The organism is Pseudoalteromonas sp. 20-92 (assembly GCF_030847595.1).
Lineage (GTDB): Bacteria > Pseudomonadota > Gammaproteobacteria > Enterobacterales > Alteromonadaceae > Pseudoalteromonas > Pseudoalteromonas fuliginea.
In genome coordinates this window covers 53,927-76,120 of record NZ_JANJGQ010000002.1, presented here as the reverse complement: position 1 = coordinate 76,120, position 22,194 = coordinate 53,927, and the positions used below count along the sequence as shown (strand labels likewise).

Here is a 22,194-nt window from a genome sequence, read left to right as displayed (position 1 = left end):
CTCCATTTAGTTTTTGCTGTTAGTGGTATGACTTTTAGTTGTCGTTAAGTCTGTTGCACTAATGTTGAGGGGTTCTAAATGCCAAATGTCGTCACTGTATTGGCTTATGGTTCTATCACTTGAAAACATGCCACTGGCTGCTGTATTTAAAATACTCATTTGTGTCCAGTAGGTTTGATCAGTGTAGGTCTTATCTACTTGTTTTTGAGCATCAACATAGCTTTCAAAATCATGCGCGACCAACCAAGGATCATTCGGGCTCTTAATCGCATTGATCACGTCATCAAATAAGCATGGTTCGAATAAATTAAAATGGCCACTTTCTAAAAGCTGCATTACGTTTGCCAAGTCACTATTTTGTGAAATTAAATGCTCTGGATTATAACGTGATTTAATATCATCAATTTGATGTGCTTGAGCACCAAACAAAAAGAAATTATCAGCACCCACGGCATCTCTAATTTCAATATTTGCGCCATCAAGTGTACCTATCGTCAATGCACCATTCATCATGAACTTCATGTTACCTGTACCTGATGCTTCTTTACCTGCGGTAGATACTTGCTCTGACAAATCGGTTGCAGGGCAAATAACTTCCATTGCTGTTACGTTATAATTTGGTAAAAATGCTACACGTAAATACGGTGCTGCTAATGGATCTTTATTAATAACCTCAGCCACATTGTTGATTAGTTTAATAATTTTTTTAGCCATGTAATAGCCTGGCGCAGCTTTACCGCCGAGTAATACACAACGCGGAACAAGCCCTTGCGTATCACCGCGACGAATACGGTCATATAGATGAATTACATGCAACACATTAAGTAGTTGGCGTTTGTATTCATGAATTCGCTTAACTTGTACGTCAAACATCATCGATACATCGAACTCAACACCGCAACGCGCTTTGACTAAATCAACAAGGCGTTGTTTGTTTTCGCGTTTAGCTGATTGCCACTGAATATGAAAGGTTTGGTCATCAAAAAATCGACGTAGTTGACTAATTTGACTAAAATCGCCTACCCAATCGTTACCAATTTTTTCGCTAATTAATTTGCTTAGAATAGGGTTGCAGTGAGCAACCCAACGACGTGGTGTTACGCCATTTGTTTTGTTATTAAACTTATCTGGCCACAGTGCATAAAACTCTTTAAACAAGCCCGCTTTTAGTAACTCAGTATGCAGTGCCGCGACTCCATTTACGGAGTAACTACCGACTATTGCTAAATAAGCCATACGAATTTGCGGCTCATCACCTTCTTCAATAAGCGATAGCGCTCGCTGTTTGTTAACATCCCCTGGCCACTGCTGTGCAACTTGGGCTAAAAAACGTGCATTTATCTCGTAAACTATTTCTAAAATACGCGGTAATAACCTTGCAAACAAAGATACTGACCACTTTTCAAGTGCCTCAGGAAGTAAGGTATGATTTGTATAGGCCATTGTTTTAGTAGTAATTTGCCAAGCATCTTCCCAATCAAGTTCGTAGTCATCAATCAAAATACGCATCAGCTCTGCAACAGCAATACTTGGATGCGTGTCGTTTAATTGAAACACATGAAAATCAGAAAAATCAGAAAAACTCTCACCGTGTTGTGCAACCCATTGATCAACAATGTCTTGAATACTCGCAGACGATAAAAAATACTGTTGGCGTAACCTAAGTTCTTTACCATTTTCGCTACTGTCGTTTGGGTAAAGCACCATAGTAATTTGTTCAGCTAGATTTTTTTGTGCTACAGCTTCTGAGTAACTACCAGCATTAAACTCAGTTAGATTAAATTCATCTGTCGCTTCTGACTTCCACAGACGAAGTGTATTAACAATATTATTTTTATAACCAGGAATTGGTACATCATAAGGCACAGCTAATACATCGTGCGAACTCATCCATTGACGATGCTCTCGGCCATATTTATCTGTATAGCTTTGCACATAGCCACTAAACTTAACGCGCTTTGCATGCTCTGGAGCACTCAGTTCCCATGGATGTCCTTCACGAAGCCAGTTGTCGGGTTGTTCTATTTGATTTCCGTCATTTATAGACTGATTAAACATACCGTATTCGTAACGAAGGCCATACCCAATGACAGGCAGGGCCAAACTTGCACAGCTATCTAAAAAACAGGCCGCTAAACGCCCTAAACCACCATTACCTAGCCCTGCATCATGTTCGGCATCTTCAAGCGTTTCGACTGTTGTACAATATTCTTGTAATGCAGAAGCAACTTGATCATCTAAATCTAGATTTAAAATAGCGTTACCCAGTGCTCGTCCCATTAAAAACTCAAGAGAAAGATAAGCCGTTTTACGGCGCTTTTGCTGTCTAATTTGTTGATTGGTTTCTCTGCAACGAGCAACAAGTCGATCGCGAATAGTGAGCGCTAATGCATGATATAAATATAACTGTGATTCGCCGACCTTATCTCGGCCGAGGGTGTAATAAAAGTGACGTGTTAAATCATCTTTTAACGTACTTTCATCAATAACAGGGCCTTCTTGCCAACCCTTTACTACACACACTTGTTCATCTTGCTTAGCCATGACCTACTTCCTCTAAATTTGAACTGAAAACCCAGCTACTTTGTGCAGAAATTTCAACCATCGCATCGTTGTTACTACTTACAGATGCATTATTTACACTTGATAAAACCATTTGCCAAGGCGCACTTATTGGAGATTGCGGCAATTGGCAGGAGATTACTTTTTTACTCGCATTAAAAATTATTAAAAGTGCATGTTTATTTTGCTTATCGAGCAAGCTGTACATTAAAAACTGACGCGTATTTTCATGCCAATGCGCGTCAGTCATAGTTACACCTTCTTCGGTAAACCACCTAACTGTAAAGCGCTCATCAATATCATCTAAAAACACACTGTGTTTAAACGCACTGTGGGCACGTCTGATTTTTAGTGCATCGTCTATAAAACGAGTCAATGTATGATTTAATTGTGAGTCTTTCCATGCAAGCCAACTGGTGCGATTATTTTGGCAATAAGCATTATTATTTCCCCCTTGCGAGTGCGCTATTTCACTCCCAGATGAGAGCATAGGAACTCCTTTGGACAAAATAAGTGTAAGCAAAAAGTTTTTTTGCTGTTGCAAGCGAAGCGCTGTTATTTTAGGATCATTTGTAAATCCCTCTACACCACAATTAAAAGAATGATTAGCACTGTGACCATCTCGATTTTGCTCACCATTTGCCTCATTGTGTTTTTCTTCGTAGCTAACTAAGTCAGCAAGCGTAAAACCGTCGTGACTCGTTATAAAATTTATACTATTGAGCGGACCGCGCTCACTATGCTCGAAAATATCAAATGAGCCATGTAAACGTTTGGCAACGGTGGCGATAATGCCTTCTTCACTTTTCCAAAAACGCTTTATTACATCACGATATTGATCGTTCCATTCTCGCCAAGGTGCCGGAAAAGCACCTAACTGATAGCCACCAGGGCCTATATCCCACGGTTCACTAATGAGCTTTACTTTGTTTAAAATAGGATCTTGGGCAACCGCTTGTAAGAAAGTATGAGAAGCGCTAAACCCAGATTGAGAACGCCCTAAAATAGTCGCCAAATCAAACCTGAAGCCATCAACTCCCATTACTTCAACCCAATAACGAAGACTATCGAGTACAAGTTGTAATACACGAGGGTGGTCAATATTAATCGTGTTACCGCATCCAGTATCGTTTATATATAAATCTGGTCGATCGCTTACAGTGCGGTAATAAGCTAAGTTATCAAAGCCTCTAAGTGACAATATTGGGCCATCATTACCGGCCTCTGCGGTATGGTTGTAAACAACGTCGATAATAACTTCAATGTCGGCCGCATGAAGCTCTCGCACCATTTGCTTAAACTCATTTATATCGTCTTTAACCAAGTAGTCTTTATGAGGTGTAAAAAAGTTAAGCGTGTTGTAACCCCAATAATTTTGCAGCCCTTTACCCGTTAAAAATTGTTCACTAATAAATGAATGAACAGGTAAAAGTTCCACAGCTGTAATACCAAAACTCTGCAAGTGTTCAATAAAACTGGGATGACTTAATCCTAAAAATTTCCCTTGTAGGTACTTAGGAATTTCGGGATGACGGCACGTTGCTCCTTTCACATGGCATTCGTATATAACCGTATTTGACCATCTATGGTTTGGCTTTTTATGCGCGTACAACACAGGTGCTGCTACTTTTGACTTAGGTATATCAATCGCATTATTTACGGTGCTTTTAGTGCCGATTGGCATTTGCCCATAATGACGCTCACTCCAAGTAAACTCACCAAATAAGTCTTTTGCGTAAGGGTCTATTAATAGTTTGTTTTCGTTAAACAATTGACCGTGCTTAGGGTTATATTCACCCTCTACTCTAAAGCCATACAAAGCACCTGCATTTAAAGGAAATATATGAATACTCCAAATGCCGCCTTCGTTAATGCTCATTGCCACCTTTAATATTTCTGAATGGCCACTTTTGTCAAATAAACATAAATAAGCTTGAGCTGCTTTTGGTGCATAAAGTGCAAAATTTACACCGCCGTCAGTAACACTTGAACCTAAGGGTTCAACTTGGCCGTGAGTGACTTCAAATTGATTACTCATCTTCGACCTTTTGTAAATAAATAGTAGTTAAACCACCAATGGCAATAGAAATGCTTTGAGCGAACCCATGATTAGGGCTGTCGAAGGTAGTAACTATCTTTGATTCGTTTTGTGTAACGTTTATCCCTGAGCCAAAATAATCGGTTTCATCTGTATTTAAAATTACTTTATAGCGGCCTTTATTTGGCACACCAATGACGTAATTTTGATAAGACTCTGGAGTGAAATTAGCTATAACAACCACTAAATTTCGTGCATTTTTGGCATACCTTACAAAACTTAAAATACTTTGATCGTTATTGTTGTTATCTATCCAATCAAAGCCTGCTGCACTTGTGTCAAGTTCGTACAAAGCAGGTTGGTTTTTATATACATGATTGAGTGTTTTAATTGTTTGTTTTATACCATTGTGACTTTGATGCTCTAATAAGTGCCAATCAAGCGAATGATCGTGGCCCCACTCAGTGCGCTGAGCTATTTCACAACCCATAAACAATAATTTTTTACCTGGATGCGCCCACATAAACGCATAATAAGCTCGAAGGTTTGCGAATTTTTGCCAATCATCCCCTGGCATTTTTTCAATAAGTGAGCCTTTGCCATGCACTACTTCGTCGTGACTCAATGGCAGTATGAAGTTCTCACTAAAGGCGTATACCATCGAAAAGGTTATTTCGTGATGATGGTGCTGTTTGTAAAGCGGATCGCGTTGCATATAGTGCAAACTATCGTTCATCCAGCCCATATTCCATTTATAGCCAAACCCTAAACCGTTATGCTCAACACTTTGTGTAACACCTGGCCATGCAGTTGACTCTTCGGCTACCATCATGATGCCAGGGTTGTTTTTATAACTTCGTAAATTAACCTGCTTTAGGCACTCGATTGCACCAAGGTTCTCGCGTCCACCATAACAATTAGGGATCCATTCACCTTCTTTACGGCTGTAATCTAAATACAACATTGAAGCCACTGCATCTACTCGTAAACCATCAAGCCCAAATTGGTGTAACCAATACATTGCATTAGAAATCAAAAAGCTTTTAACTTCAGGGCGATCGTAATTATAAATATAGGTATTCCAATCGGGATGAAAACCTTGACGCATATCGGCATGTTCGTACAAATGAGTGCCATCAAAACGATGCAAACCATGCGGATCACTTGGAAAATGCCCAGGTACCCAGTCGAGTAAAATACCTAAATTTGCTTTATGGCATTGCTCTACAAAATATTTAAAACTGTTATAGTCACCAAAACGGCTAGTAGGTGCAAATAAACCAACGGGTTGATAGCCCCACGAGCCATCAAACGGGTATTCACTAATAGGCATAAGCTGTAGGTGGGTGAAATTCATTTCAAGTGCATAGCTAACTAGCTTGTCAGCAAGTTCTGCGTAAGTTAAATAACGATTATTTTCACCGCGTTGCCATGAGCCTAAATGCACTTCATAAATACTAATTGGTGCATCAATATGGTTACGCTTTTGTCTATTTTTTAAGGCCTGTTCATCAAGAATTATAGGTTCTGGTTTGTATTGCAATACACTGGCAGTACCGGGGGCTTGCTGCATTTTAAACGCATATGGGTCTGCTTTTTCAAACACGTCTCCACTTTGTGCGGTAATTGCAAATTTATAGCACATGTCAGCTTTAAGGCCTGGTATGAATAGTTCCCATACACCACTCGCTGGATGAAAACGCATAAAATGACGATTAGCTTGCCAAAAATTAAATTCACCAATAATTGATACACTTGCTGCATTTGGCGCCCACACACAAAAACGCACCCCCTCTACATTTTGTTGAGTGCTAAAATGTGCACCAAAGTGTGAGTATGCATGCTCTAAACTCCCTTCGTTAAATAAGTACATTGCCTGTGTATCGAGCGCAGTGTCAAAACTGTATTCATCGTAAAACGTAACGGCTGTATCTGTGTATTCAACATCACATTGATATGGCGCGCTTGGCAATGTTTTTAGCTTTGCAATAAACAAATCACTTTGCTTATATCGCAGCGCTTTTATTTTTTTACCGTCAAGGTTAATTACAACATTCAACGCAGTGGGTAAGTAAAGTCGTAACTCTGTGTCTGTGTTTGTTAGTTTATGTGCCCCAAGAAAGCTAAACGGGTCTTTAAAACGACCTGCGCTTAACGCTTGTACTTGATCATCATAACGATTAAAAGAAGATCCAATATTATCTACTGCTGAGCTACTCATTAACCTTTCCTTATTGAATCTATTGCAGCTAACAAAGAGGCATTTTTACTAAAAATCTCTTCGCAAGTGTGTGTTAAAACACGCCGCCAATTGGGATACTCGGTATCTGTTCCTGGAATATTGACACTGTAAAGCTGCTCATCTAAATCATCTATTTGCAGCGCAAGTAATCGTGATTGCGACTTTGCTAAACATAAGGCAAGTGATTTATAAACGTCCATTGCATTAGCTTGTAGGTTAAGTTCTTTTGTTTGATTGGCATTAATAAAGCGCAATAATCGCTCTTGCTCTTCAACACGTTGGTGGGTTAAGTCGTTGCATTGCTGCTCGTTAATTAAACTGTATTGCTGCTTTATATCTAAATCATCGTGTTGCCACCAGCCCATAAAAGGAGGCACATCGTGATTGGCAATCATTAATAAGCAACGTGATGGTAAATCGTTAACCAATAAAAATTCATCATCGTGCTGTTTTTCAAAATAAAATAAGCTGTTAGAAAAAATACCGCTAGAGGCTAAAGCATCTCTTACCTCAGGGGGGACTACACCCAGATCTTCGCCAATAACAATACTTTGATTAATATGCGATTCAATTTTTAAAATTGCGAGTAAATACTCAAACGGATAATAAACATAACAGCCATCTTGTTTACCATTCGTTTCAAAACACCACCATAAACGCCTAATAGCCATTACATGGTCAATTCTGAGACCACCTACATTTTGCATATTTGCGCGAATAAGTGAGCGATAAAACTCGAAGTGATTATTGCTAAGACTGCGAGGATTGAGTGCCGGAAGCCCCCAGTTTTGACCTGCTTCAGCCCATGGGTCTGGCGGGGCACCAACACTTGCCTCTTGGCTAAATAATGATTGCTGATTTTTAAATTCGGCCCCATCGCCAGCACACCCAACAGCTAAATCGTTGATTAAACCAATAGCCATTCCCAGCTCTATACAACTTTTTTGACAAAGTGCTAACTGTAAATACGCTTGCCACTGCAAATAATAGTCAAACGTTAAATTGTCTGATTCAAGGGTATTTAGCGTACTTGTATGAGTGTTACAAAATGCTGTAAACGCTTGTCGACGCTCATTACTGGCAGTTAATTCAAACTGACTATAAAGCGCTTTAAATAACGTATATTTAATACGACTTACGTTTTCGTAATTTATAAATTGATCATTGCTTTGCATGAGAGAAATAACATCATCACTTTGCATTAAAGCATTTAGCTCTGCATTGTTATTAGCGTCGTCACATAAATCAATGGCAATATATAAAGGGTTTAGCAAAGCACGACTGTTAGGGCTATAAGGACTTGCTCGCTCTGGCATATCGGCAAATAATAAATGAAGTGGATTAAGTAAAATATAATCCATGTTTTGCGCACTACATAAATGAGTTAACGATAATAAATCGCTAAAATCTCCAACACCTAATAGCGCTTTATTTTTTAAAGTATAAAGCTGAATAGAGAGCCCTGTACGCTTTATATCATCTACTTGATATACTTGTTCAGGAACAGACCAAACCTGTGTATTTGAAAATTGCTCGCCTACTTTTACCGTTGCATCATAATATCCAGCTGGGATAAAAGGTAATTCAAGCGCAACCTCAATATATCGCACGCCATGCAAGTAATATTCACCTGTGACAGGTAAATCACGCATAGTTTGAAATGCCAAGTCAAGACCAAGCGCCTCTACTTTTATGCCTACACATAAATGCTGTTGACGTTCATCTATACGAATCTTTAAGGTATTTTCAGGCCATTCAAGCAAGCTAACACGCGGAACTAATTGCTGCCAAGTCGCTGCATCTAATTCATAGTTAAGATGCGCTATTTGATTAGCATCGTCGGTGTCAATACCACAGCACTGTAAAGCCTGCTTTCGTGTATCGTTGCTAAAAACAACCTGTTCACCAGTGTATTTAGTGAATTCATAACCAATGCCATGCAGGTAAAATAACTGCGAAAGAGCGTCCATTTATTGGCCTTAATTTATACGTTGCGTATTCACTATGCTATTTTCTGTGCCAAATGTATTACCAATGTAACCGTCGGCTTGGTGGTCGTTATCCCAAATATCTCCATTGATTAGATAACGAAAATGGAACTGCTGATCAATAGGAAGGCGTTGCTTACATTTAAAAACGCCCTGTTTTTTATTGAGCTTCATTGGCACTGGCTGCCAATCATTAAATTCACCTAGCAAACAGACTTGCTCTGCCTCAGGGTGAGTGAACTCAAAAGTAACTTCAGCTTCATCTTTTGTTTTAAAAAAACGTTTATTCAACATAGCAGGCTCCAACTAAACCATAAAGGGTAATTAATCTTTGCCACAGGCCATACAACTAAACAAAAAGGCGATGTGGATTCCATTCAAAATCATTAAACACGTTGTAAGTTAACCAAAACTTTATTTACGCATTATTACAGTGCAGCAATTCTTTTTTTTGCACCTAAAAAGTGCAGTTAGTATCTAAACATTCACTTTTGAAAAGCTCAATATTATAGAGCAATATTTAAACCAACTAGACGTGCCACACTTTATTTATTGTCTCAACTTTTATTAGTACCAAACATGAAATAATTCAAAAGTATTACTTAAACTTATAAAATTCTTTTGTTATGCGCTTTTATAAACGATAATAAACCGCATATTAATACTTTGAAATATCATAATTTTCATGTTGAAAAAAAGCATTCTAATAACTATAGCAATCACCTTTTTAATAATAGCCACACTTATTGGTTCTTCAATCTATACCCTTTATAGCAAAAAAGAAATCTCAGTTGATCCTAAATTAAAAGAAATATCAGGTATAGAATTTGATAAGCAAAAACGCCTATGGGCTATTAACGATGGAGGCAATGAACCCAAACTATATAGGCTCAATAAAGATGGCTCTATCGCCAAAGAAATCTTAGTTGAAAATGCCAAAAACATAGACTGGGAAGATATGACTCAAAACAAGTTTGGGCATTTTTTCCTAGGTGATTTTGGCAATAACAAAAACGATCGCAGATGGCTCACTATTTATAAAATAGAAAACCCAATAGATATAAAAACAGATATAACTCAAGCAGAAATTATAAAATTTACCTACCCAGAAATGGATGGAAGTCCAATAAAACCCAATAATCGAAATTTTGATTTAGAAGCATTTGTCGCGCTTGGCCGTCATTTATATTTATTTACTAAAAACCGCACTGAACCGTTTGATGGTATTACTAAGGTATATAAAGTGGGCGATCACGCCGCTAACTTCAAAGCTGAGTTAATCGATTCTTTCAAAACATGTACTACATTAGAAAAACTATGTTGGATAACATCAGCAGCCTTAAGTCCAGACCGTAAAAAATTGGTATTACTTGATTCAACCAGTATTTGGTTATTTGAAAACTTTGAAGGTGATAAATTTTTCTCTGGTGATGTATCAAAAATAGACCTAGGGATTGTTACTCAAAAAGAGGCTGTTACGTTCTTTGACGACAACACCATTGTATTTACCGATGAAGAGTTTAAAGGTATTGGCGGTAATGCTTACTTTATTAAGCTTGATGAAGCAAATAAAACTGTGGTGAAAAGAGTAAAAGTGACGCCAAAAATAACCAATGCATCAACAAAGTAATCTGATGTATTGACATAATACATACTCTGGCTCATCGCTTGAATTTGGTTTCTAAAATAACAGACGATGTTGTACGCTCTACCCCATCAAGGTTGCCAATATCGTCTAGCAAATGACTAAGCTGTTCTAAATTTTGAGCTTGGACCACCGCAATTAAATCAAACTCGCCACTTATGGCATAAAGCTGTGAAATAGCGTCAATTTGTTTTAGTTCTAAGTTGGTTTTAGTGGTGAGCTTTTGCTTTACTTTTATTGATACATGCGCCGATACCATTTTGTTTAAATAGTCATCTCCGTAGTCTACGCTATACCCTTTAATTACCCCGCTTTCTTCTAACTTTAACATTCTACTTTGCACTGTAGAGCGCGACAGGTTCAATAGTCTGGCAAGGTCAGAAATACTCGCGCGCGCATTTGTTTTTAGTATCGATAATAGCTTTTCGTCTTGTGGAGTTATCATAATGGTTATTTATTTCGTTATTTTGCCTTTTATTCTAATCATTTTTCACAAAATAGCACTGCAATTTTAACTGCAAACCTTCGATAATAGTGTCCTATAAAAAATAATAACGTGTTTGCTCAAGAATAACGGCTATATTCTTCTTTAAATTAGCAACTAATCTTTTATCTAAGCCCATTTAATTTAGGTGTATAAAAATGCAAGTAACTAGAGACTTATTTAACGACGTAATGGTACCAAACTATAACCCATCAGCAATAATCCCAGTTCGTGGTGAAGGTTCACGCGTTTGGGATCAAAATAACAATGAGTTCATTGATTTTGCCGGTGGTATTGCCGTTAACTGTTTGGGTCACTGTCATCCTGCATTAGTTAAAGCATTAAAAGAGCAAGGCGAAAAAATTTGGCATTTATCAAATGTTATGACCAATGAGCCAGCACTTCGTTTAGCTCAAAAAATGGTTGAAGCAACATTTGCTGATAAAGTTTACTTTGCAAACTCAGGCGCAGAAGCAAACGAAGCCGCGCTTAAGTTAGCGCGTCGTTATGCACTAGACGTATATGGCGCTGAAAAATCGCAAATTATTGCCTTTAATAAAGGTTTTCATGGTCGCACATTCTTTACAGTAACTGTGGGCGGGCAAGCGGCTTATTCAGACGGCTTTGGCCCAAAACCTGCTGACATAGTACATTGTGATTTTAACGATATAGCGGCATTTGAAGCGCTGATCAGCGATAAAACATGTGCTGTTATGATGGAACCATTACAAGGTGAAGGCGGTATTATTTCACCAACAGATGAATTTGCTAAAAAAGTACGCGAACTTTGTACTAAACATAACGCATTACTTATTTTTGATGAAGTACAAACGGGTGTCGGTCGCACAGGCGATTTATACGCTTATGAAGGTTTAGGGGTTGTTCCTGACATTTTAACAACGGCAAAAGCATTGGGTGGTGGTTTTCCAATTGGCGCTATGATCACACGTACACCGATTGCTGAGCATTTAAAAATTGGTACTCACGGTTCTACTTATGGCGGTAATCCGCTAGCTTGTGCTGTAGCTGAAGCGGCATTTGATACAGTAAATACACCAAACGTACTAAACGGAGTTAAAGAGCGCGAGCAATTGTTCCGTGACGAATTAAACGCAATTAACGAAAAGTACAATGTATTTAGCGAAGTACGTGGTAAAGGCTTATTAATTGGCGCAGTACTAAATGACAAATTTGAAGGCCGTGCACGCGACTTTTTAGTAGCCAGTGCTAATAATGGTTTAATGAATCTTGTAGCGGGTATGAATGTAATTCGCTTTACACCGTCTTTAGTTATCCCGTTTGAGGATATTAAAGAAGGCTTAGCGCGCTTTGAAAAAGCCGTTAGCGACGTAGTAAACGGTTAATAGAGTTTAAATTAGCACGCCTACAGGCGTGCTATTGGAGCAAGCAATAAATGCAAGTATTACGTCCTATTACTGCCAATGATTTTGACGCGCTTAAACAAATAGCGATTGAATCCGGTCATGGGTTTACCTCTTTACCTGTGGACGATGCACAGCTTAAAGAAAAAATTGAACGTGCTGAAAAAAGCTTTGCCAAAAACATTAACCAGCCACTTGATGAAAGCTATTTATTTGTTTTAGAAGACAGTGAAACAGGTGACGTTATTGGCACAACCGCTATAGAAGCCGCGGTAGGTTTATCCGTGCCTTTATATCATTATCATTTGGGTAAAACAGTACACCACTCGCCTACTTTAAATGTATATAACACCGTTGATATTTTAAGCATGTGTAACGACTACACAGGTTGCTCAGAAATATGCACATTATTTTTGCGCGAAAATAGCCGCAAAGGTTTAACGGGTCGATTTTTATCACGTTCACGCTTTTTGTTTATGGCTCAACATAGCGAGCGTTTTGCCGATACTGTTATCGCAGAAATGCGCGGTGTTAGCGACGAAGACGGTCATTCTCCTTTTTGGCAATGGCTACAAGAGCACTTTTTTAGTATCGAATTTCCACAAGCGGATCACTTAGTTGGCTTAGGCGATAAGGTATTTATTAGCGAGTTAATGCCTAAATACCCTATTTATGTGAACTTGCTTAGCAAGAAAGCCCAAGCAGTGATTGGGCATGTACATGAAAAAACAAAGCCTGCGCTAAAATTATTAGAAAAAGAAGGGTTTGAGCACAGAGGCTACGTTGACTTATTTGACGCAGGCCCAACGGTTGAAGCAAAGCTTGGTAATATTCGCAGCATTCGCGACTCTCAAGTTTGCCCTATTACTATTGGTGAGCTTGATCACATATCACAAAATAGCTCTGATACGCTGGCTGTATGTAATCAAGGCGTAAGTGGCTTTAGAGCAACATTTACCAAAGACGCACATTACAATCATGCAAAACATACTCTCGTCATTAGCCAAGATGTGGCTAAAGCACTTAATTTAAGTCAAGGAGATGCAGCGCGATTTTTCCGCCTGTAAATTATTTATGAATACACACCTAATTAATAACCAGTGGCATGCAGGGCAAGGTCCAGCATTTGAGTCAATCAATCCAAGTAATGGCGATGTGGTATGGCAAGGTAATGGCGCAAACGCCCAGCAAGTAGGTTCTGCTATAAAAGCAGCCAGAGCTGCGCAACTACAATGGGCAGACAAACCGCTTGAAGAGCGTATCGCCATTTTAGAAAACTTCGCAGCACAATTAAAAGAACACAGCGAAGAATTTGCTACTATTATTGCACGCGAAACGGGTAAGCCATTATGGGAAACCCGCACCGAAGTGGGCGCAATGACAGGCAAAGTAGCTATATCTGTAAAAGCCTACCATGAGCGTACAGGTACAACCGAAAACCCAATGCCCGGTGCTAAAGCGTTTATTAGACACAAACCGCATGGTGTTGTGGCTATTTTTGGCCCGTATAACTTTCCGGGGCATTTACCAAACGGGCATATTGTTCCTGCAATTTTAGCCGGTAATACCGTTGTATTTAAGCCATCAGAATTGACTCCGCACGTTGCAGAATTTACCCTCTCACTTTGGTTAAAAGCAGGTTTGCCAGCGGGTGTTATTAACCTTGTCCAAGGTGAAATTGAAACAGGTAAAGCACTTGCTTCTCATAAAGATATAGATGGCTTGTTTTTTACCGGTAGCTCAAACACAGGCCACTTATTACATAAACAGTTTGCAGGACACCCTGGCAAAATTTTAGCGCTTGAAATGGGCGGCAATAATCCTCTTATTGTAAAAGATGTGAGCGATATAAGCGCTGCTGTGCACGATATTATTCAATCAGGCTTTATTACCTCAGGTCAACGTTGTACGTGTGCACGTCGCTTATTTATTGAAAAGTCGCTCAATGGTGATGCTATTTTAGAAAAGCTAATAAGCGCAACTAAAAACATAGTTGTAGACGACAGTTTTGCTACAGAGCAGCCTTTTATGGGTGCAATGATAAGCGAAAAAGCAGCATTGGGTATGGTTGCCGCGCAAAGTGAATTAGTCTTAAAAGGTGCACAAATCCTTGTTGAACTTAAGCAATTAAAACCAGGCACAGGTTTTGTAAGCCCTGGCATTATTGATGTAACAAGCATTACCGACATGCCAGATGAAGAGCATTTTGGGCCGCTAATTAAAGTGTATCGTTACACCGACTTTGACAGTGCAATTATTGAAGCCAACAACACAAGCTTTGGTTTATCTGCAGGTTTACTTAGCGACAGTGAAGATGATTACACTCACTTTTTAAAGCGCATTCGTGCCGGTATTGTTAACTGGAACCGCCCCATTACAGGAGCCTCTAGTGCAGCTCCATTTGGCGGTATTGGCGCCAGTGGTAATCACAGAGCAAGTGCATACTACGCCGCCGATTATTGCGCATACCCTGTAGCATCTGTGGAGTCAGACAAAGTGAACTTACCGCAAACCCTAGCGCCGGGCTTAGTAATTGAATAAGCAATAAAACCAAATTTTAGATTTAAGGACTTAACATGCATACTGATGTAAATACATTATTTGAGAACCTTTGGGAAAACTATTTAAACGTAACTCCATCGGCAGATAAAATTCATGACCTTTTAGGTTCAACGCAAAAAGATGACATCATTAACGATCATATTGCGCTGCGTACATTTAATATAGAAAAAGTGAGTCTTGAAAAGCTCGCCGCTCACTTTTTAGCAATTGGTTACAAAGAATGTGGTGAGTACCACTTTGAAGCTAAAAAACTTTACGCAAAACACTATGAGCATAGCGATCCGGCTCAGCCAAAAGTGTTTATCTCTGAGCTATTAGTAGAAAAATGCTCGCCAGAGTTACAAGCCATCGTGACAGGTATGGTAAGTCAAATTGACGAAAGTGCAGTTACAGCAGACAACTTTTTATATTCAGGCACGCATTGGCAAGTAAGCACCGATACTTACAAACAACTGCTAGCTGAAAGCGAATATGCAGCGTGGATGTCGGCGTGGGGTTACCGTGCCAATCACTTTACCGTAAATATTAATACGCTTGCTAAGTTTGATAACATTCATGATGTTAACCAAGCTCTAAAAGATGCAGGTTTTTCGCTTAATACATCAGGCGGCGAGGTTAAAGGCTCTCCAGAGGTGTTACTAGAGCAATCGTCAACACTTGCTGATGAATACTCAGTTACCTTTAGTGACGGTGATATGAGCATCCCTAGCTGTTTTTATGAGTTTGCTATTCGTTACCCTAAAGCAGACGGTGAGCTTTATACTGGTTTTGTTGCAGCCTCTGCTGACAAAATATTTGAAAGCACCAACGCTCGATAATAAAATTCAAAATTTAGTACAAAAAAGCCCGAAAGGGCTTTTTATAAAGACAACATTGGAGATACTTGGTATTTTTAAAGAAAAAGGCATAAATATGAAGTTTTTTAAAATATGTATTCTTATCAGTTTATTAGTTACACCTTCTTTAATTTATGCGAACCCTTCCCTCACTATTTTATCTTATTCGTATTTTTCAGATGAAGATGCCGATTCAAGACCCGGCGAACAATACTATAATTTTTTTCAGCCAATTTTGAACACGTATTTTAATACCGTTTTAACGAGAACAAATCATGCTCGATTAATTAAACGTTTATCGACTAACGAGGCAGTTTGTAGCTTTAATTTAATAAAAACAAAAGCTCGAAACAAACAGCTTGTCTTTTCTCAAATTCCAACTTATATGCATCAGCAACGCAAATTATTCGGTTTCAAAAACACTTTAAAAGATTTACCTACAAAAGTTTCTATTTCAAAATTACTTAATAACAAACACACCTTTGCCATAGTTAGTTCAACAAGTTATCAACAATTAGATGTGATATTTTCGGATTATAGAACCCAAGTAGCAAAAATAACAGGCGCAAACAGCTTTGCTCAACTTAGCCAATTATTAATTCATAAACGTGTTGATATGATCATCGATTATGAAAACACTATGAAAATGAACTTAACAGATACGCAATTTTCTCAGCTAGAAAGTCGAGACATAAGTGAATACCCCGAGTTTATAAATGGGTACTTTGCTTGTAGTAAAACTTCAGAAGGAAAAAAAGCAATCGCCTTAATTGATAATTACATGAAAACACCTGCAGCCTATGATTTTTTAAAGCAGACTCACCATAATTCGACTTCGCCAGAGGTAGCAGAGCGGATGATGGCAATATATAAAACTACGTTTAATATAGCTCAACACAAATGAATATTAAGATTTGAAACTTAGTTAACCTTCATCTGACCCCTGTTTTTTGTCATGTTCATATAACCACTTGACAATTAATAATTAACTTCAAGAATTTTTAAGAGTCACCTACGAGGGACGTTTTACTCTTTGTTGCCGGCATGAGTATAACGGCGAGAGCCGAACGCGAAAGCTTTACTCGGTTTTTTACTTATCCCACTAAGTTACAAACCTCTTACTACGATTAAATCGTTCCTAAATAGAACAAATTCCAATCATGCAAGGTCAACAAAAGTGAATTTAACTGTGCACATACATTATTAGTGACACTGAACTGACTCGTAGATAAACCATACACAAACAGTTGTTTGTACTTACACCTACAGCTGGAGGTACGTGCACTAACTTGGCAACAACCAGTGAAGCCAACTTAGTTGCTAGCGAAGATATCCCGAGTGAAAGTACTATTCACAGGGTTCCAATTAAAAGCAGTTGCTCATTCCAACCGCGCTTTTATTAAATTGAACCTTCAAAACATTGCTTTTCCCTTAATCTACCCTCAATTATGAGTGGTTTTTTAAGTTTGGATTTTTTTATGTCCGAAACTATTTCTCGAGTGGTTTCATCTTCAATCCAAATAAATACATTATTTCCATCTATTTTTCTATTCAGAATATATCTTCCCCCTGATTTTAAATTAACTTTAAATTTTACAAAGGCATTTTTTATGCTCGATTGAAAATCTCTGTCACCAATTACTGCTTTAACCCATAAGATGTGTTCTCCTCTCTCATATTGTCTAGCCTGATGCCAGTCTGTTGGTAATTTATTATTACACATTAAAAATACGTATTCTCTTTTCTTACCTTTATCAAAAGCAAAGTTTTCAAAACGAAAATGATTATCTTTTATATCTATTTTAATAGGAAAATTTTGACATCCAGTTACAAAAGATAAGCAAACTAAAATTAATAAGTAAACTTGCTTCATATAATTTCTTCTTTATTATTGTTTTACTTCTAAAGGAGTCATAAAATAAAAAAGCACTATAAAATTATAGTGCCTTTATTAGATTCATTTCGACTAGGTCAAAAAATTAGAACATCATATTGAATACAACTTCAACACGACGTGGCGTTTGGAAATATAGAGAACTACCAAACTTCGCATTCGGGTTGAATGCTGCATCTTCTTCTGCTAATTCCTCATAAGTGGTAACATTTGAGGCATCAAATAAATTGAATACATTTAAAGCTATATATGCAGAGTCAAACGTCTCAAAGTCACTTAAGTCATATTTTATATTAGCATTAATTGTTGTAGTCCAAGGTGTTCGGCCAAAACTACCACGAGAGAATTTAGTATCTCCTACATAATAAGTATCACCGTATTCATAAGAACCTTGATCTGGAGCATAACCCGCACCAAGTGCATTACGAGGACGACCAGAAGTAATATTAGCATTCATACCAACAAGTAAGTTATCTGTAACAGCGTAAGAACCGAACAGTTTTAATGCATGACGACGATCATTTGGTAAATAACCGTTTGCACCATCCATTAAGTAAGGGTAATCCCAGTCAGTAGTTAAACCAGCATCATCTTGACCATTATCAGATTTCACATAACCTTCAGCATTGCCGTAACTTTGTGACCATGTATATGTTGCGTTAAACATCCACAGTCCGTCCCAAGATTTTTCAAGTACTACATCCACTGAGTTGTAGTTACGTTTAGCATCTGGATAACCTAGTTGCTCTGCAGTGAAATCGTAATCTTCTAATGTGCCGTCACCATCATAATCATACTGGAAGGAAACACCCTCACCAGGATTAAATAATAAGAAATGATCACTATCTAAACCAATATCCTTGAAGGCTTCAACCATACTGCCATCATCTATGATGCTTTTTACTTCACGGCGCGTAAATTTAACACCTAGTGACCAGTCTTCGTTAAGCATGCCTTGGTATCCGAAAATCAGCTCATCTTGGTACATTGGTTGTAGACCGTTATCACGCACACTAACAGGGCTAGGTGTAGTGCCATCCCCTATTACATCTGTCTCACCTAGCTTATCTCCAAGTACAGGAACACCATCAGAACCTTCACTTTGAATTGTATAGTAATCATGCGTATAAAGCTCGGCACCTGATAGACGAACATTTGTATTTGATGCAACTGGTAGATAGTAACGACCTGCGTTAGCAAATATCTTATGCTCACCATCACCAAATAAATCATATGCTAGACCTAAACGAGGAGCAAACTGATTATCAATTTTAACAAAAGTGTTACCACTTGCATTTAAGTTTTCAAAACTATCCCAACGTAAACCAATTGTTGCTGTTAATTGTTCTGTAACATTCCAAGTATCTTCTATATAAAATGCTTCATTATTGATATCAAATTCACCACCAACATTGTAGTTACGAACACGTACGTATCGGCCTGATTCATTAATTTCATAACCGTTTGGTAAAATTGAACCTGCATCATAACCAATATATCTGTAATAAATGCCACCAGATAAGTCAACCTGGCTTGTGGAAGTGTTTTTTTCAGCATCATACCCGAAGCGTAAACGATGATCGTCAGCAACTAACCAATCAAAATCTAAACGATACTGCTTTCGCTCATCGCTATTAGTAGAAATTTGAAAAGCTGATGGATCCCAACAACCTAAGTTTTGCCCTGCTTGAGCATCGATAACTACAGGGCAATCAGCGCCAGCTGAACGCGTAGTATCATTGAATTCTACTTTACCAGCCATTGCGGACACAGATAGATAATCTGTCAAATTGCCATTATAGCGGATAGACCAGCTAGTACCACCACTTAGTGTATTAGAGCTAGAAGCATTTTCTTTATCGAGAGCCCCATTTTCATCACGATCATAAGTAGTTGAGTATTCTTTAGATTCATCTTTAAACATCCAAGCCATTAAAGAGTGATCTTCATTAATATTCCAATCAAGACGACCCAAGTAATATGGGTCATCATCTGTACGATTCAGCAATGCCGTACCACGTGACGACAGATCATCGTAGTCGTACTCTCTAAACTCATAAAGAGCATAGAAAAATAAAGTGTCTTCGATTAATGCACCACTAGCAAAAATATCAGTAGTTCTTGATGCTCGTGAATCTTCGCTATTATCAGTTATAATATCACCAACTGTGTTTGCGCAAGTTTTAACAACTTCATCATTTACAGATTTATAACTACAATCATCTGATAAATAGTTTGTGTTCGGACGTTGGCCACCGAGTGATTCAATATTCTGGCGATGTTGAAGACCGAAGTGAAATTCATTAGTCCCAGCTTTTGTTACTGAGTTAATTACACCGCCTGTAGAACGACCGAATTCAGCTGAATAACCACCCGTTTTGATTTGAAAAGAATCATAAGATAAGAATGGAATTGTAGAGCCCCCAACACCATTTCGGAAGTTGGTCATATTGAGACCATTTACATAATAAACATTTTCAGCTTGTGATGCCCCACCGAAACTCCCTAATGAATTCCCTTTTGCATCAGAAAAACGTGAGTCACCAAGGTTTACACCCGGCGATAATAATGCTACTGAGGTAATATCTTGCGCAACCGGCAGGCGAGTTAATTCATCAGCTGAAATATTAAATGAAGCCTCAGAACTAGTTACATCAACACGTGCAATTTTACTTCCTGTAACAGAAATAACTTCAATATCACCCTCAGTCATTCCAACTTCAATAGCAGCTGATTTACCGATACCAATTACAATGTTTTTAAGTTCTGATGTCTGGTAGCCTACTTTTTCAATTTTAATATTATAGGTACCAACTGGTACAGCGTTAAGATTAAATTGGCCATTGCTGTCAACCTGGATAGACTTAACATAACCATTTGCTGGATTCGAAATTGTTACAGTTGCACCTGCAATCGGAGCTTCGTTAGCTTGTTGTGTAATGATACCTTTAATTGCACCATCAACATTGCTAGCTGAACTAATACCACTATAAAAGGTTAATGTTGAGCATATTGCAGCGCATAACGCTGCTTTTTTAAATAGTTTTGCTTTTGTTTTCACGATAATTATCCCTGTTTTTGTTATTAAATTACATCCAAAAGGATGAAAAAATACAATAGCATTAGCGTTTCCAGTATGTAAACAAAAAACAGATAGTTAACATAAAAAATAAAAATACCATTAATTATAAAAATAACGGTTTATAATCGTTTTCTAACTTTTCAAACGATAAGTCGCCAATAAAACGACCGAAGCTCAACCAGGTGGCCAAACCGCGTAAATCTTTAAAGTGTGGTGGTACAAATTGTGGGCTCTCTATCACACCTAAATCATGAAGCTGCGATATTAATCTAAAGTCATCTATCGATATTTTACCTACCAGTAATAAAGGGAGTCTATCGATTCGACCAAGCTGTATTGCAACGCGTATTAAGTTATAAACCAGTACAAAGCCTTTAATGTAGGCAATATCTTTTGTAAACGGCAGACCTGTTGGCGTACTACCTCTAAATACACGCTGCGCAAGTGTGTAACTGTCATCTTTTGATAAACCTTGCGCTACGTAATCACGGTAAATGTCTACAAACTCAGCACCATCAATTACCTTTGTAACGGCTTGAATACGATTCACTAATTTAGATAAGCGCCTTGGAGTCGACTTTAAAGTGATAATTTCGGTAAGGACCGCTAAACCTTCTTGGGTAATAGTCGAGCTAGGCGTGCCTTTACTTAAACAGGTTAAATACGGCTGCGCTAATCCATTTTGAGTTGTGCCCACGTGTATCCACCCTTCGTGAACTTCTAAAATATCAAGCTCACGCTGAGAAAACTTAACATCTTGATTTAGCTTTATATTATTTGCACCGGCGGCTGCATCACTGACAATGCCATCGCTAAGCATTACCTCTACATTTATACCTGCCATGCTGGCATTTACTTGCTCAGACAAAATACGCACCGCATCAACAGCAGCAATATTTTTAGGGTCGTCAGGTAGTATGTCGGCTATGAGTAAATTTTGCAGCGGTTTATCTAGCATATTAGCTAGCTCAGAAAGTGAGGGCTCACCGGCATGAAATAAATCTTTAGGATGACCAAATAACTCTACCGATAAGTCATGGAACTCAGGTGTGCCACGATACTCAAGCATGCTTAATACCGTTTTATACTCTGTGCACATTTTTCCCATGTATTGAGCAATGGGATTTAACTGCCCCAATTGGTTAATAATGTTACGGTGCAAAGTAGAAAACGCTTGGCGTAACTCGCTAGGTACAAAACCGAGGTCGCGCTGTTGATAGTATGCACGATCAATAAGTGGATTTTTTTGACATTTTTGTCTAAAAAACTCCTCTTTAGTTTGTTTATCCCAATTAATAGCATCGAGTATCCTAATAGGCGTTTGCAATGCAATTAATTGATCCGATAACTCACGAGTTTTTAGTAGTAACGCCTTGTCTATCATGGTGTAAGCTCAACAATAAATGAGTTTTGAGCATAATTTAAAAAGGCTAAATTACAAAGCAATATCACACTTTTTTAGCTATTGTTTTTAAGTTG

General features: G+C 38.3%; 15 protein-coding genes. 6 read left to right on the top strand and 9 right to left on the bottom strand.

What is annotated here, in order from left to right; translation table 11 throughout:
- Positions 1-6 precede the first annotated feature (6 nt).
- The 5 genes from NRL14_RS02330 to NRL14_RS02310 are packed head-to-tail and all read right to left on the bottom strand — an operon-like array spanning position 7 to position 9,124.
- A complete protein-coding gene (locus tag NRL14_RS02330; RefSeq protein ID WP_306723895.1) occupies positions 7-2,544 on the bottom strand; it encodes a glycogen/starch/alpha-glucan phosphorylase in 2,538 nt (845 codons plus the stop codon).
- Positions 2,537-4,600, bottom strand: a complete 2,064-nt coding sequence (gene glgX, locus NRL14_RS02325) for a glycogen debranching protein GlgX (RefSeq protein ID WP_306723894.1) — start codon at positions 4,598-4,600, stop codon at positions 2,537-2,539. Before glgX ends, NRL14_RS02330 begins: the two co-directional genes overlap by 8 nt.
- Positions 4,593-6,821 (bottom strand): 1,4-alpha-glucan branching protein GlgB, encoded by a 2,229-nt coding sequence (glgB, locus tag NRL14_RS02320; RefSeq protein WP_306723893.1) that lies wholly within the window; start codon positions 6,819-6,821, stop codon positions 4,593-4,595. The genes glgX and glgB overlap by 8 nt, the downstream gene beginning before the upstream one ends.
- A complete protein-coding gene (gene malQ / locus NRL14_RS02315) occupies positions 6,821-8,812 on the bottom strand; it encodes a 4-alpha-glucanotransferase (protein WP_306723892.1) in 1,992 nt (663 codons plus the stop codon). The genes glgB and malQ overlap by 1 nt, the downstream gene beginning before the upstream one ends.
- 9 nt (positions 8,813-8,821) lie before the next feature.
- On the bottom strand, positions 8,822-9,124 hold the full coding sequence (locus NRL14_RS02310) for an isoamylase early set domain-containing protein (RefSeq protein ID WP_007376355.1): 303 nt from the start codon (positions 9,122-9,124) through the stop codon (positions 8,822-8,824).
- 391 nt (positions 9,125-9,515) lie between these two features.
- Between NRL14_RS02310 and NRL14_RS02305 the strand changes: the two genes are divergently transcribed.
- Positions 9,516-10,460, top strand: a complete 945-nt coding sequence (locus tag NRL14_RS02305) for a hypothetical protein (protein ID WP_033030158.1) — start codon at positions 9,516-9,518, stop codon at positions 10,458-10,460.
- A gap of 31 nt (positions 10,461-10,491) precedes the next feature.
- Here NRL14_RS02305 and NRL14_RS02300 read toward each other — a convergent pair whose 3' ends face one another.
- A complete protein-coding gene (locus NRL14_RS02300; protein ID WP_007376357.1) occupies positions 10,492-10,920 on the bottom strand; it encodes an Lrp/AsnC family transcriptional regulator in 429 nt (142 codons plus the stop codon).
- Between the two features lie 197 nt (positions 10,921-11,117).
- Between NRL14_RS02300 and NRL14_RS02295 the strand changes: the two genes are divergently transcribed.
- Genes NRL14_RS02295 through NRL14_RS02275 form a run of 5 tightly spaced genes read left to right on the top strand, consistent with a single transcriptional unit; the run spans position 11,118 to position 16,643 of the window.
- The gene (locus NRL14_RS02295; protein WP_306723891.1) at positions 11,118-12,323 is read left to right on the top strand and encodes an aspartate aminotransferase family protein; all 1,206 of its coding nucleotides are present in this window, start codon (positions 11,118-11,120) and stop codon (positions 12,321-12,323) included.
- Positions 12,324-12,373: 50 nt separating this feature from the next.
- Positions 12,374-13,408 (top strand): arginine N-succinyltransferase, encoded by a 1,035-nt coding sequence (astA, locus tag NRL14_RS02290; protein ID WP_010553006.1) that lies wholly within the window; start codon positions 12,374-12,376, stop codon positions 13,406-13,408.
- Positions 13,409-13,415: 7 nt separating this feature from the next.
- Positions 13,416-14,882, top strand: a complete 1,467-nt coding sequence (astD, locus tag NRL14_RS02285; protein WP_306723890.1) for a succinylglutamate-semialdehyde dehydrogenase — start codon at positions 13,416-13,418, stop codon at positions 14,880-14,882.
- Between the two features lie 35 nt (positions 14,883-14,917).
- Positions 14,918-15,721 (top strand): DUF1338 domain-containing protein, encoded by an 804-nt coding sequence (locus NRL14_RS02280; protein WP_007376361.1) that lies wholly within the window; start codon positions 14,918-14,920, stop codon positions 15,719-15,721.
- The gene (locus NRL14_RS02275; protein ID WP_306723889.1) at positions 15,699-16,643 is read left to right on the top strand and encodes a hypothetical protein; all 945 of its coding nucleotides are present in this window, start codon (positions 15,699-15,701) and stop codon (positions 16,641-16,643) included. Before NRL14_RS02280 ends, NRL14_RS02275 begins: the two co-directional genes overlap by 23 nt.
- 495 nt (positions 16,644-17,138) lie before the next feature.
- Here NRL14_RS02275 and NRL14_RS02270 read toward each other — a convergent pair whose 3' ends face one another.
- The 3 genes from NRL14_RS02270 to NRL14_RS02260 form a co-directional block, all read right to left on the bottom strand.
- Positions 17,139-17,612 (bottom strand): hypothetical protein, encoded by a 474-nt coding sequence (locus tag NRL14_RS02270; protein ID WP_096794558.1) that lies wholly within the window; start codon positions 17,610-17,612, stop codon positions 17,139-17,141.
- A 106-nt stretch (positions 17,613-17,718) separates the two neighbouring features.
- The gene (locus NRL14_RS02265) at positions 17,719-20,694 is read right to left on the bottom strand and encodes a TonB-dependent receptor (protein ID WP_232525550.1); all 2,976 of its coding nucleotides are present in this window, start codon (positions 20,692-20,694) and stop codon (positions 17,719-17,721) included.
- Between the two features lie 124 nt (positions 20,695-20,818).
- Positions 20,819-22,099: a flavohemoglobin expression-modulating QEGLA motif protein gene (locus NRL14_RS02260; protein ID WP_149615224.1), complete on the bottom strand. Its 1,281-nt coding sequence runs from the start codon at positions 22,097-22,099 to the stop codon at positions 20,819-20,821.
- Positions 22,100-22,194: the final 95 nt, after the last annotated feature.